The 14,059-nt window shown below is 54.3% G+C and carries 10 protein-coding genes; 8 read left to right on the forward strand and 2 right to left on the reverse strand.

Features of this window, described 5'->3' with window-relative positions; all coding sequences use genetic code 11:
* Positions 1-10: 10 nt before the first annotated feature.
* The 4 genes from MKY74_RS18410 to MKY74_RS18425 all read left to right on the forward strand — a co-directional run bounded on the left by MKY74_RS18410 (position 11) and on the right by MKY74_RS18425 (position 7,223).
* Entirely contained in the window at positions 11-1,012 is a 1,002-nt protein-coding gene (locus tag MKY74_RS18410) for a zinc-dependent alcohol dehydrogenase (RefSeq protein ID WP_076166801.1), read from the forward strand.
* 14 nt (positions 1,013-1,026) lie between these two features.
* Complete coding sequence (locus MKY74_RS18415) at positions 1,027-4,311, forward strand: OmpL47-type beta-barrel domain-containing protein (protein ID WP_076166798.1); 3,285 nt, start codon at positions 1,027-1,029, stop codon at positions 4,309-4,311.
* Between the two features lie 243 nt (positions 4,312-4,554).
* Positions 4,555-5,829 carry a hypothetical protein gene (locus MKY74_RS18420; RefSeq protein ID WP_076166795.1) on the forward strand — a complete coding sequence of 425 codons (1,275 nt, stop codon included), beginning with the start codon at positions 4,555-4,557 and terminating at the stop codon, positions 5,827-5,829.
* Positions 5,830-5,948: 119 nt separating this feature from the next.
* Entirely contained in the window at positions 5,949-7,223 is a 1,275-nt protein-coding gene (locus MKY74_RS18425) for a hypothetical protein (RefSeq protein WP_076166790.1), read from the forward strand.
* Positions 7,224-7,336: 113 nt separating this feature from the next.
* Here MKY74_RS18425 and MKY74_RS18430 read toward each other — a convergent pair whose 3' ends face one another.
* Entirely contained in the window at positions 7,337-8,560 is a 1,224-nt protein-coding gene (locus tag MKY74_RS18430; RefSeq protein WP_076166788.1) for an MFS transporter, read from the reverse strand.
* 149 nt (positions 8,561-8,709) lie between these two features.
* Between MKY74_RS18430 and MKY74_RS18435 the strand changes: the two genes are divergently transcribed.
* The 3 genes from MKY74_RS18435 (at position 8,710) to MKY74_RS18445 (ending at position 10,767) form a co-directional block, all read left to right on the forward strand.
* Complete coding sequence (locus tag MKY74_RS18435; RefSeq protein WP_076166783.1) at positions 8,710-9,600, forward strand: LysR substrate-binding domain-containing protein; 891 nt, start codon at positions 8,710-8,712, stop codon at positions 9,598-9,600.
* A gap of 314 nt (positions 9,601-9,914) precedes the next feature.
* On the forward strand, positions 9,915-10,271 hold the full coding sequence (locus MKY74_RS18440) for an ArsR/SmtB family transcription factor (RefSeq protein WP_076166780.1): 357 nt from the start codon (positions 9,915-9,917) through the stop codon (positions 10,269-10,271).
* Positions 10,272-10,275: 4 nt separating this feature from the next.
* The gene (locus MKY74_RS18445) at positions 10,276-10,767 is read left to right on the forward strand and encodes an SRPBCC family protein (RefSeq protein WP_076166777.1); all 492 of its coding nucleotides are present in this window, start codon (positions 10,276-10,278) and stop codon (positions 10,765-10,767) included.
* Between the two features lie 113 nt (positions 10,768-10,880).
* On the opposite strand, the gene MKY74_RS18450 is transcribed toward MKY74_RS18445, so the two are convergent.
* Positions 10,881-12,872: a glycoside hydrolase family 127 protein gene (locus MKY74_RS18450; RefSeq protein ID WP_084203835.1), complete on the reverse strand. Its 1,992-nt coding sequence runs from the start codon at positions 12,870-12,872 to the stop codon at positions 10,881-10,883.
* Between the two features lie 116 nt (positions 12,873-12,988).
* Here MKY74_RS18450 and MKY74_RS18455 point away from each other — a divergent pair, with 116 nt between their 5' ends.
* Positions 12,989-13,801: a helix-turn-helix domain-containing protein gene (locus tag MKY74_RS18455; RefSeq protein WP_076166771.1), complete on the forward strand. Its 813-nt coding sequence runs from the start codon at positions 12,989-12,991 to the stop codon at positions 13,799-13,801.
* Positions 13,802-14,059: the final 258 nt, after the last annotated feature.

A 14,059-nucleotide genomic window follows, 5' to 3' on the forward strand; every position in this document is an offset into this window, starting at 1 on the left:
AACCATCGTCATGAAAGCCGTTGCCGCATTACGAGGAAGCATTGTAGTCACGGATACGGAAGACCTGCCTCTGGAGAGGGGGCATGTCCGGATCCGGACCGAATATTCGGCCATTAGTCCCGGCACGGAGCTGTCTTTTCTGAAAAAGGGCGGCGATCATCCGTCCCTGCTCGGGTACAGCGCGGCCGGCATCGTCGAGGAAATCGGCGAAGGCGTGACCGGCCTGCTGCCCGGTCAAAGGGTGGCCTGCTATGGAGCCCCTTACGTCCGGCATGCGGAACATCTCACGGTTCCGTCCAATTTGGTGGCCGCGGTACCGGACCACGTCCTGCCGGAGGAAGCCGCTTTTGCGGGCCTTGGGGCGATAGCCATTCATGCCCTGCGGACGGCGGATCTGCGGTTCGGGGAGTCGGCGGTGGTCGTAGGACTTGGCATTCTGGGCCAGATCATTGCCCAAATCGCTTCAGCGGCTGCAGTTCGCGTCGCAGCGCTCGATTTGAACGCGCAGCGCGTACTGATGCTGCAGGAACAAGGAATCCGTCATGCGTATAACCGGCATGAACAGCTTGAGGAGCAGCTGCAGATCCTCACGGACGGCCATGGGGCGGACAGTGTCATCTTGTGCGCAGGGGGGCCGGGGGAGGAGCTGATCAACCGGTCGCTCACCTGGATTCGCGACCGCGGCAATATCGTGGTTGTCGGTGACTTGACCACTACGTTTTCCCGTGGTCAGATGTTCGGCAAGGAGGCGCAGGTGCTCATCTCCAGGGCCGGCGGACCCGGCAGATATGACAGCGGATATGAGAAGGATAACCGGGATTATCCGATCGGTTATGTGCGATGGACCGAGGGCAGAAACGTTGCGGAATATGTCCGCCTCCTCGCAGAAGGACGGATATCGGTACTGCCGCTCATATCGCACCGCTACCCGCTAGGTGAAGCGGAAGCGGCTTACGCCAACTATTTGAATCCTACGGATTGTCTGGGAACGATTCTCGAATACGAATCCTGAAGGAGGATGTGTGAATGCGAAAGTCATGGTTTGCACTATTGGCATGTGTTGTACTGTTAACAGGCTGGACTGGAATGGGAGGCAGCGGCACGGCAAAGGCGGAAGACAGCCGTCTGTCGCAGAAAGTGTATGGCAGCCCGGAAGAGCTGCTGCCGCCGCTGAACTACACCGTTTCGATTTTTAACGGGACCGTAGGCTATGAAGAAGGACGGCCGGTCATGTATACCGTGTCTAAAGGGAAACCGGGCCAGCTGAATGTCATTGACCTGGAGGATTACAAGCTACTGCGCAGCATTCCGATCCCGCCCTCGGAGAGCTCATGGGCGCATACGGTTGCGCCGGACGGCACGCTGTACGTTGCGGCCGACGGCAGCGGGGCCAGGTTGTGGAAATATTCTCCGGTGACGCATACCGTTGAACAGGCCGCCTCCTTTGCCGGCGAATCGTGGCCAATCTGTATCACAACGGATGAGGCGGGCCGGGTATACGTCGGTACGTATCCTGGAGGCAAGGTGATTCAGTACGATCCAGCCACCGGTCAAACGAAGGACTATGGCCGCGTGATCGGTAACATTGCCCAAGAATATGTCCGCTCCATCGCATATCAGGGCGGTAACATTTATGCGGGAACGGCGCATCATCAGATTGTCCGCGTTAACCTGGAAACCGGCGAGAAGACGGACATTGCCGCGTCACTGAATGTTCCGGAAGGGGACGATACGGTATACGATTTGGACACCATCGACAACCGCTACCTGTTCGCCCGTTATACGGATGGCAGTGGTGTGCCGGGTCCGGCGTACATTTATGATACACAAACCGGTTCCTGGCTCGATACGGTGCTGGACAACGTGACCGGACTGCACGAGACCGATTCCTTGGACGGTAAAATTTATTTTATGTCCGACAAAAAATTGAAGACCTTCGATCTTTCCACGCATGAAGTCAGTGAAACAGGAATGGAGTACAACAGCGGATTCCGGGGAGCCGATTGGGTAGAGTTTCCGAACAACCCCGACCTCCCGGGTAAAAACCTGGTTACCGTCCGCTATGACGGCGGAGTGGCGATCATGAACATCGAGACCAAGCAAGTGCACCTGATGCCATCCGTCGTTCCGGGTTTGCCGGGCGTGGTGAACCGGATCCAGTCTGCTCCGGACGGGAATCTGTTCGTCACCGGGGTACAAACGAGCCGGGGTTCGATTATCGACCCGAATACCCTGACTTCCTCGGCATTCTCCATTGGTCAGGCGGACAGCGTGTATCCGCTCGGCGATAAAATGTATATGGGCGTCTATCCTGAAGGAGCGCTGTTCGAATACGACATGACCAAGCCGCCGGGGACAGAAAACCCGAAGAAGACGTTCGTCCTGGAAAATGGGCAGGAACGCCTGGTGAATATGACATCGGGAGGCGGCAAGCTCTATATCGCGACCATCCCGGGTTACGGTACCCTTGGCGGATCGGTTACGGTATATGATCCCGCTACGGGGGACAGCCGCGTTCACCGCAACGTCGTGCAGGATCAAAGCGTCCTGAGCCTTGCCTATAAAGACGGCAAATTGTTCGGATCGACGACGATTCGCGGGGGACTCGGTTCGGAGCCATCGGCGGATGAAGCGAAAATATTCGTATGGGACACCCAGACCGAGCAGAAGATCACAGAATTCCCGCTGCGGATCGCCGGACTCGATAAACCGGTCTTCATCGGGGATTTGAGCGTAGGTCCGGACGGACTGATCTGGGGCGCGGCGTATGAATACGTATTTGCGCTGGATCCAAATACGTATCAGGTTGTAAAGAGCAAAAAGGTGCAGTCTGGCGTTAGCTATACGCAGTGGGCTCATCACACGATCCGCTGGTCGGAAGACGGCCTGATGTACGTTTTGTTCAACAACAAACTGACGGTCATTGATCCGCAAACGCTGGAATCGCGCACGATTACCAATGCCGCCCGGTTCGAGCTCGGCAAGGACGGCAACATCTACTTTACCGACAATGCCACGAATACGATCATGTACCGGATTGAGGTCGATGGGGAAATTGTCGAGCAGCCACCTGGCATTCCGCTTCCGGTTAAAAATCCGGGATTTGAGGATGCCATGAGCGGCACTGCGATCCCAGGATGGACGCCCTTGTTTGCAGCCAGTTCCGATTTGAGCTACGCGGTCAGCACGGACCGGAGCTCCACCGGCAGTGCCAGCCTGAAGCTGACGGATAATACCCGTACGGGATCCGTCGCCTTGCAGAGCGATAAGATCACCGTCGAACCAGGCAAGAAATACACGTCCAAAGTCCAGGTGTATATCGAGTCGGGACAGCCGGGAACGATGCTGCGCTTCTTTGACAGCAGCAATCAAACGCTGGCTACGCAGGAGATCCATCTGGACGAGAGCCGGCTGGCCCAGTGGCAGACCGTGACGCTGAACGGTACGGCTCCCGACAACGCGGCCTACGCCCGCTTGATCGCAGTGGTCAGCCGCTACAACATGGCGTCGGCATATTATGACGACTTCTCCCTGTCCGTTGAAGGGACGCCTGAACCGGTGGATCAGGCAGCGCCTGTGTCTACGGCCGAGGTATCGCCCGCTGCAGGCGAGAGCGGCTGGCTGAACCGTGACGCATCCGTGCAAATCCAGGCGGAGGACGAGGGCAGCGGCGTGGCCGCCATAACCTATGCTGCCAGCGGAGCGGGTTCGCTTGAACCGGTTCGAGTGGAAGGAGCATCCGCATCCTTCAACGTGACTGCCGAAGGAGTCACCACGGTGACCTATTCGGCCGAGGACCAGGCCGGCAACAAGGAGGATGCGCGGGAGCTTACGGTCAAGATCGATAAAACGGTACCTGAAATCACGTTTACTGGGGAAGCAGCCTATACGGTAGATCAGAAGGTGTCCATTCAGTGCGCAGCGTCCGACAGCTTATCCGGTGTCGCATCGAAACCGTGCATCGGGACAGACCGACCCGCATATGAGCTGGAGCCCGGCATCAATGTGATCACGGCTTCGGCTAAAGATGCCGCAGGCAATGAAAGCACAAAGGAGTTTTCATTCGAAGTTAAGGCAACGTACGACAGTCTGAGCATGCTTGTGCGTTCGTTCCTGCCTGCGGATGCCGACTTTGCAGAGTCGCTGAACGCGAAGCTGCTGGCGGCTAAGGCTTCGGCCGGACGTGATCAGGCTCAAGCGGTGCAGGGACAGCTGTCCGCGTTCGAGCAGGAGGTTACCGCCCAAAGCGGCAAGAAGCTGACGGCGGATCAGGCAGCGGTGCTGCTGAAGTGGGTGAAAACACTGAGATAGAAGGATACCGAAAAGAATAATCGTGTTAAGCGACGTCAAATGAGGAGCCTGCGAGTAAGCGCAGGCTCCTCATTTTTCTTTTCTGAACGATTCCGAATCTTTAGAACCGGCGAGGTTACCAGCGTTTGCAAAAATCGGCAACTTTCCCAAACGAAAAAGCGTTAAACATGTAGTTCGATCCGGATCGAAAACCGGACAAAGACGTTACATATTTGATACCAGGGGCAGGGAGATGAAATAGTTATGGATAAAAAGCTCCACTTTGGCACCTTTGCACGGTCTGCCGTGATGCTGACGATTTTGGGAGCCACGGTGATACCCAGCCCGCTTGTGGCGGCAGGGGATTTAGCAGTTCAGGATCAGGCTCTAAGCATTCAGAAACCATCCGCAACTGGGCAGGCGGCGCAGGTACCCGTCCAAAAGTCGGCGACTAAATGGAAATTTAGCTCTTCGTTTTATGATCAGGCAACCGGTTATTCCTACTACTATGCTACAGCCGACCAAATGAGCAGTCGCACCATCTATCTTGATCCGGAGGGGGAGTGGCATGCGTTTGCAGAAGGAGTAACGATACATCGGGACTACACATTGGAAACACCGGTCGTGGACAGGACGAAATACGGCGATCCTATGGAAGGGCTATACTCGACCGTATACGACCCATCCAAGGAGACTGCGACGAGAGGGGTATATTTTGCAGGCGGCTCGGACCTCCAGCATGGATTGCGCTACGTAAAAAACTATTACAAGCGGCAGGACGCGCAGGGAAAGGAGTATACTGCTTCCGATTTCAGCCTGCTCCTTCGAACCCGTTCCGGCGTGATCCGCGAGATCGAGCGCGTGCCTAACCGTCTGCGTTTTAAGGCGATGCCGGACGGAAATGCGCTTGCGGTTCAGTACAGCGTTCCACATAAACCGGATGAAATACTGATCATCAACACGGAGACGGGGAAGAAGAAGCACCTGGCATATGGCCGACCAGAATACTATGACGCAAAAGGGGGGCGGCTTCTCATCACCCTCAATAAAACGGGAAATCCAAGCATAGTGTATACGCTAGCAGACGGTAAGCACCGCCCGGCGACGGAACAGGATTGGAAAGAGCTTAGAAGCATTAGCTTGGCTGAAGGCCGCCAACTTCCGTGGCCGGACCCTGCTACTGCGCCTCCAGCTGGTTTGCAGCCACAGGATTTGCCGGTGACATCGGTCCAATCTCAAGATCAAATCTTGGTCCGAGCTGCGATTGGCGGTCGTGCGGTGAATTTATCCTTTGCTTTTGTCCAAAACGGCCGGACTCTGTTCCCCGTTCGCGAATTGGCGGAGCAGACAGGCCTGGAGGTTAAGCAAACGAAGCTGTCTGGAAAAGCGGGGGGCACATCTTTTACCTTGAAAGGACCTGGGGGGAGCGTAAGTTTAACGCCAACTGACCCTATGATGATCGGCGGCCAGCTCTTTATTGGCTCTGATATCTTGAAGCGGATTGGTCTGCCGGTGCAGGGGGTGAATTGGAATCCCTAATTAGATGAGGGCGGATTTGGAGATTGGCTCATCTTTGGAACAAGGGATGATCATGGATCCATCTAATGGTTACTCAAACCGAAAACTAGGAATTACCTAGTGAGAGGAGAGAATCAACGGTGAACAAGAAGCACAAACGGAAGGCCTCGTTGTTGTTTGCAGCGCTGCTGACTGCAGCGGGTACGGCTGTGGTGCCAAGCCCCAGCGTACAGGCGGAGGAGACACCTGCGGCTGCAGTACAAGCGGATCGTGCACAGAGTAAAGGAGTTTCCGATTCCCAAGCAACGCAGGCACCCGAACTCAAATGGGATTTCAGGGGTGAATTTTATGATAAGGGTACGGGACGTGCCTATTACGATGCGTCCGCATATGACGGTGAGCAATATTATAACCGCACCGTATTCCGCGATCCTAATGGAAAGTGGAATGCACTGGAAGAAGGAATGTCCGTAACCTGGAGCTATGGTTTGAAAAAGCCGATTTTGATTGGCAAAGGTCTCGGTGATTATTTGAATGGGCTGTTTTCGACTGTATTTGATCCAGCCCAAGGGACGGGAACCACCGGAGTGTTTTTTATTGGCGGTAAGGATAACCGGAGCGGTCTGCATTATATCAAAAATTATGAGATAGGTCAGGACGCACAGCAGAATTGGTACTCCACTTCTTTTTTTAGTGTATTTTTGCGCACCGGAGACGGAGTGATTAAGGAAGTGGAGGGTGCACCATTACGTCCAGGATTTATCCCAATGCCGGACGGACGTGTGCTCGCCGTTCAGTATAGCTCCTCAGCCAAAATGAATGAAATTTTGATCATAAATCCGGCAACGGGGATTAGGAAGCATCTTGTCTACGCGAGCCTCGACTCTTATGATGTCGAAGGTGGACGACTACTTGTCAGATATAATCAGCCGAATCGTCCGAGCGAAGTCATAACGCTGTCCAATGGAAAAGCACGCCAGGCAACGGAACAGGATTTCAAGGAATTTTCCAACCTGGCAGAAAAGAGCTACCAGGCACCTATACCAAACGCATCGACCAAGCCCCCTGCCGATTTACAACCACAAAACTTGCCGGTGACGCATATTCAAATTCATGACCAGATCACAGCCAGAGCCACCATTGGCGGTAAGGTGGTATATCTCAGTTTTGCCTTTATTCAAAACGGACGCACGATGATTCCGGCACGGGAACTGATGGAACAGGCGGGCCTGGAAGTGGTACAGCAGAAGGTGGCTGGGAAGGTAAACAGCAGTTCTTTTACCCTAAAAGGTCCGGGAGGAAGCGAGACGGTCACGGCTGCTGACAGCATGATGATCGGGGACCGGCTCTATGTTGGATCTAATGTTTTGAAGCGGATTGGGTTGCCGGTGCAGGGGATGAATTGGAATCCGTAAGCAAGAACGCGGCCCTATCATAAAAATAACGGCATGCTTTCCCATGGTCTACATGGGAGGCATGCCGTTTTCATTACAATCGGTTGGATTTGCTTACAAAACAGTTGGTTTGATTACAGGGCAGTTGGCTTGGCTTCGCTGCCGTGCCGCTCCTGTCGGGAAGACCGGCTTACGTACAGAAGCAGCAGCGCGGTGACCACAATTAACGCCATGATCATCCAGATCACCCCGTTCCAGCCGAAGCTGGACAGGAAGAACCCGCCGGACCAGCCGACCAGACTGGACCCCGTGTAGTAGAAGAGCAGGTAAAGGGATGAAGCGTAAGCTTTATAGCGCATCGGTGCCGCTTTGCCCACCCAGCCGCTGGCAACGGTGTGTCCCGCAAAGAAGCCGCATGCGAACAGAATCATGCCTGCGATCATAAAGACCACGTTGCCCGCCAGCATGAGCAGGGCACCGACAAGAAGCATGCCCAGGCCGCTGGCAATCAAGCCGGCACGTGAATAACGGTCAGCCAGCTTACCGAACCAGACGGAGGACCAGGAGCCGATCAGCTGGAAGACGAACAGGCATCCGATCAACGTTTGACTCAGCTCATAAGGCGGCTGGGACAGCGGAAAGTCGATATAGTTAAACAGCGTAACGTACGCGCCAAGCAGCAGAAAACCGATCAGGTACAGGCACAGGAGCCGGGTGTTTGCAAATCCGTTCCGGAAGCCGTCGGCCCAGTGGTGCAGCGAAATGCTGACCGGTTTGAAGTGGTTTGATTTGGGCAGGTAGAGCCAAAACATCACACTGCATAGAAGGCTGACCAAGCCTAGAACAAACATCGCAATATGCCAATTGAAAAAATCGGTGATCAGACTGATGATGACCCTTCCGGCAAAACCGCCTACCGCAGTGCCTGCCACATAGAATCCCATGACCTGCCCGATGCTGCGCGGTTCGATCTCCTCGTTGAGATAAGTCATGGCGATGGCCGGAAAGCCCGCAAGGCTGACGCCTTCGAGCAGCCTGGCGGCCAGCAGCAGATGAAAGTTAGTGCTGAATGAAGAAGCTATAGCCAGCACAGATGTAACGAACAGCGACACGCTCATGACGCCTCTGCGCCCCCAGGCATTGGACAGCAGGGAGACAAACAGCATGGTGACCGCTAATGTAATCGTTGAGAAAGAAATGATGAAGCTGGCACTGGAAGGGGATACGTGGAATTCCTTCGCAAACGTGCCGATCAAAGGCTGTGGGCTGTACAGGATCGCAAAGGTGACCAGACTGCCCAACAGCATGCTGACCAGTACCCGGAAATAGGCACGGGTACCGATTTGAATGTACTGCACGGCAAACGCCTCTCTTTGTTAAGTTCTGTGAACGACTCTTTCGGTGACGCCCCTAAGTATACGCCTAGTTCGCTTATGTTGTATAATGAATTAAAATTATTAGATTAATGCCTCTAGGTTATGAGGGCTTGGAAAGAGGGCAGGCAACCATGGAATGGCAGCAGCTGGAGTACTTCCGCGTCGTGGCCAGGCTGGAGCATTTCATTAAATCGGCGGAGCAGCTGGCTATTTCCCAGCCGGCGCTAAGCCGGTCGATGACGAAGCTGGAAAAAGAGCTTGGGGTACAGCTGTTTGACCGGCATGGCCGATCCGTTCAGCTGAATGAAACGGGAAGGCTGTTTTTGGCTAGGGTAGAGCGGGCTATGCAGGAGATTGAGGATGGGATCGAAGAGATCCGGCAGTTCCACGATCCGTTTGCTGGCAAGGTCTCGATTGCATTTTTGATGTCGTTCGGCGTTCACATGCTGCCGGATGTCATCGCAAGCTTCAACCGCAAATATCCGGACGTTGAATTCGCGCTGTATCAAAACCCGACGACGGTTATTCTGCCGCAGTTGCTTCGAAGCGAGGTGGACCTGTGCATTATCGGTCCGTTCGGCGAAGAGCCCGGTGTTGTCTGGCACAAGCTCGTTGAGGAAGAAATGTACGTCTACGTGCCTGCGGATCACCGGCTTGCAAAGCGTGAATCCATCCGGCTGGAAGAGGTAGCGGGCGAACCGTTTATATCGTTTAAGCCGGGTTATGGCGTCCGGACGCTGATGGAACGGTTTTGCGGTGAAGCCGGTTTTGAGCCGAACATCCGGTTTGAGGGCGATGATATTATGACGGCCGCAGGGCTTGTCTCCGCTGGTCTTGGAGTTACGATCATCCCGGCTTTTTCAGGTATTGAACATGGAAAGGTCAGGCGGCTGCGCGTGACGGAGCCTTACTGCCGGAGGGAAATTGGACTGGCCTGGATCGCGGACCGGAAGCTTCCTCCTTCCGCCGACCTGTTTCGCTCATTTATTATCGAGTATTTTCGTGGCCAAGGCGAACTGTAGAATGCTCCTTTTCTGAGAAAAAAACAACAAGGTAGCAGATTGAAAGCCTGGATGTCCAGGCTTTTTCTCTTATCAATGCCCCTTTTTCAAGGAAACAAGACTGGGATTAGCCAAGGTCATTTTTTTATTTAAGTATTTACTTTATTAAGGAGATGGTTTATTATAACAACAGAGAGAGCTGAACCATCTTTTACCTGATGATCCTTAGGTTCACCAACTTAACAATCCAGATAACTACATGAACAAACGCTCAACACAGAGGCAGACCGCCGCAGGGCGGATTCGAGAAGAGGGAGGGGAGACAGCTTCATCTTATGGCAAATGATACGTTTTCCGCACTGGCAGATCCAACACGTCGCGGCATCCTCGAATTGCTGGCCGGGAATCCCGAACTATCCGCCACACAGATCTACGAACGTTTTGATGTAAGCCCGCAGGCCATTTCGCAGCATTTGAAGATCCTTCGGGAAACACAGCTCGTCCGGGTTGAGAAAAGGGCGCAGCAGCGCATCTACTCATTGAACATCGATCCTGTCAAAGAACTCGAGCATTGGGCGCAAGCCATCCGGCAGCAGTGGGATGGAAGGCTCAATGCCATGGACCGCGTGCTCGCTGAAGAGATGGCCAAACGAAAAGCCAATCAGGCGAATCATGAAAATAAAGGAGAATGAATAAATGAATCATCATGCCAGCAAGCAGGAGCTCGTCATTACCCGTGTGTTTGATTATCCGGTCGATTTGGTCTGGGATGCCTGGACGGATCCGAGTCTGGTCATGAAATGGTGGGGCCCTGCCCATTTCAGCTCACCATCGTGCAAGATCGATCTTCGCGAAGGGGGAAGCTACCTGTTCTGTATGCGGGCGCCGGAATCCTTCGGCGGACAGGATTATTACTCCGCAGGTGTGTACAAACGAATCGTTCCGCAGCAGCGCCTTGAATTTACGCAGATTCTGTCCGATGCGGAAGGAAACGCAGTTAAGCCTTCCGATGTCGGCATGCCGGAGGACTTCCCGGCTGTGGTCGATTTCGTCATTGATTTCATCTCGAAGGGCGATCAAACCGAGCTGATCATTAGAGAGTCCAATTGGAGCCCGGGTCCAATGGCCGATAACGCGGTTACCGGCATGAACCAGTCTCTCGACAAACTTGCCGCAAGTTTGGTTTAACTATGTTTTTCACATATTCCGGAAACGGTATATAAAAGAAAAATACGCCCCAGATTCGTATCTGGAGCGTTTTTTTTATGCTGCATTGCCTTCTTGCGGCAAGTTGATGAACATCAGCTTTCGCGAATCCAAACCGTCATTTCGCCCGGCTCCCTGTTGCCCCATAGCGTATATGGGACGGCCCGAAGGCGCTGCTGTTCCAGCTGCGGCCGCACCGTGCTGTAGAGATCGTTCGGCGCTTCCGCCGGCGTGCCGGTGCGAAGGCCATCCGCCTCGATTACGGCGACGCCGCCGCGCCATTCGTCCGTGACGACCTGCAGCTCGGCATCTGCCGGCAGACTTAGAGAAGCGAGCGGTGCTCCATTGTCGGTCTCCTCCAGGCAGTAGACGAGCGGGCCGCGCTGCAGCGCAACCTTTCCGCTGCTGGCGCGCAGGTTCGGGTGGGCGTAGATTCGCCGCGGCTGCATATCAAGCTCAAGCTCAACTACGTCACCGGCCTGCCAGTCCCGGCGAATATAGGCATAGCCGTCACGCAGCTCATACTGGGCAGGCTGGCCATTCACGCGGACCGCGCTTTCAGCAGACCAGCCGGGAAGACGAAGTGCAATCGTGAAGTCACCCGCGCCGTCCGCTTCCTGCACTTTCAGGCGAACCTGGCCTTCCCAAGGCAAACGGCTTTCCATGTCCAGCTGAACGCTGCGGCCGGCCACCTCGTGGCTGATTTGGCTGCCAATATACAGATGCACAAAGAGTGCCTCGTCGCTCGCCGAATAAATGTATTGACCGAGTGAAGACAGGAGGCGTGACACGTTTGGCGGGCAGCAGGCGCAGCCGTACCATTTTTGCCGGACCGGCTTGATATGACGCTTGCCGGGATTGCCTTCGCTGGCCGCCGGCCACACTTCCATCGGGTTCACGTAAAAATAATGCTTGCCGTCGCCGGCAATTCCTGCGGTTACGGTGTTATACAGCGCACGCTCCATCACATCGGCGTATTCGCCCTTCACTTCATTCTGAAGCAGCCGCTGGGCAAAAAAGATCAGGCCGATCGATGCGCAGGTCTCACTGTAGTTTGTGTCGTTCGGCAGGTCGTAGTCAAACGTAAAAGCCTCACCGTGATGCGTGGATCCGATACTGCCTGTGACATACATTTGCTTCTGCACGATGTTGTCCCACAAGCGGCGGCAGGCTTCCAGCAAAGCGTTGTCTCCCTTAAGTAGAGCCAGGTCGGCCATGGCCGTATACATATAGACGGCTCTCACCGCATGGCCTGTCGCGACCTCGTGTTCCCTCACCGGCTTATGCGCCTGGTGGTAGGCAAGATTTACAGGACCCTTCTGAACGACACCGGGTGCCCAGTGCGAAATCCGGCCCCGCCGTTCAAATTCCTCCTCAAAGAAATTCGGCTTCTGCCCGCGCTCATCGATCAAAAAGCCGGCTAGATTCAGGTATCTAACTTCGCTTGTAGCATGGTACAGCTTGACCAGGGCAAGCTCAATTTCCTGGTGACCGTCGTAACCCCGGATTTTGCCTTCTTCCGGCCCAAAACGGTCATCGATATGGTCGGCAATCTTACGTGCAATGTCGAGAAGCTTGGTTTTGCCTGTTCCGTAAAAATAGGCGACCGCTGCTTCGATCAGGTGGCCGGCCGTATACATTTCGTGGCAGTCCATCAGATTGGTCCAGCGCTGGTCGAGCTTGTCAATCGTAAAGTATGTGTTCAGGTAACCATCTTCCTGCTGTGCGGCTCCGATCAGATCGATCGCTTCATCGGCGACTTTTTCCAGATCGGAGTCTGGGGATTGGGCGAGCGAATACCCGACAGCTTCCAGCCATTTATACAGGTCGGTGTCCTGAAACACGAATCCGGCAAAGCTTCCTTCCTCGAGTCCTGCGGCAATCCGGAAGTTGCGGATCGCATGGCTGGGTTCAGCATCGGGAACACGGTCATTCAGGGCTTCCCACTGGTAGGGAATCACGGTATGCTTGATAAGATCCACATGATTGGACCAATAGGAGTCGGTGATGCGGACGGATTTCAAATCAAGCGGCTGTGGATGGGTTGGCGCATTTTTGGTAGACAAGTTATCGTTCACTCCTAACATCATCATCTGCAGCTTTATCATATCGAATCAAGCCAAGGATTGTCGGTAGTGGAACGTGCATAAAAAGTGTCATTAGCCCACTAAATTGATTTTTACAGACGAGCAGGAGGATTGTCATGCTGCCTATTTATCTACAACAACCTTACAAGCTCCAGATGGGTGGACAATTTGTCAGCGATGAGGATTGGTCCCATATGGAACGGACCATTTCCGATTATGAGCTGATTATCGGTGTAGCGGGAGTGGTTTTTCTCGAAGCCGGCGGCCAGCTGTACGAAGTGAAGGCAGGGGACATGCTCCTGCTGCGGCCTGGGGAGAAGCATCGCGGATACAGGCTGTCTTCCCCCGGCGTTTCATTTTACTGGTTTCATTTTTTGCTTCCTCCGGAGACGGGCGGAGAGCCGGACGGGGCCATACCTCATTATGCACACTGCCCGGAACCGAGCCGCGTTCACATTTTGGCCAGACAGCTTCTGCACGCGGCGAGCGGGGGATACCGGCTGAAGCAGGCGGGGGACTATTTTCTGACATCGCTGCTGATTGAATTGGCGGAGCAGCTGCAGGATGCGGGCGCATCCGAAGCGATGGACCCCCGGCTGTCGGAGCTGCTGGAATGGACCCGGCTTCATGCCCTCGAGAGGCATATGTCCGTCGACCGGGTCGCGATGCACATGGGGTATAACCGCAACTATTTGTCGCGGATGTTCAAGCAGAGATTCGGTACGGGGCTCAGGGATTATATTCACCGGATCCGGCTGGAAGCGGCAAGGGAGCTGCTTGTGTCGAGCAAGCTGCATATCAAGGAAATTGCGGACAGGGTCGGCATCGAAGACGACAAGCAGTTTATTAAATGGTTCAAGCGTCTGTCCGGCGTTACTCCGACGGAGTACCGTAAGGCGTTTTCGGCAACGCGTCTGAACAAGACGTAGGGATCGATGACATCGGTCCCCTGGATGCCGGCCAATAGGGCTTCGCGGGGAAATTGATTCTTCCGGACTCTGTTTTTTTGGGTAACACAAACGATTTGGCCCTTTTGGCCGTGTCTGCATCCGGATCATCCGTACGAATAGAGCTGCATGTAATGCTTTAGTACCTCCCAAAAATACATCCTGGGTAAGTCGAGACTCCCATTTGAATCGTGCTATCATTTTTTTAGACCGTTGTTTGCAAGCTGCCAAACATCGTGA

It is taken from the genome of Paenibacillus sp. FSL R5-0378 (assembly GCF_038009285.1).
Classification (GTDB): domain Bacteria; phylum Bacillota; class Bacilli; order Paenibacillales; family Paenibacillaceae; genus Paenibacillus_AQ; species Paenibacillus_AQ favisporus.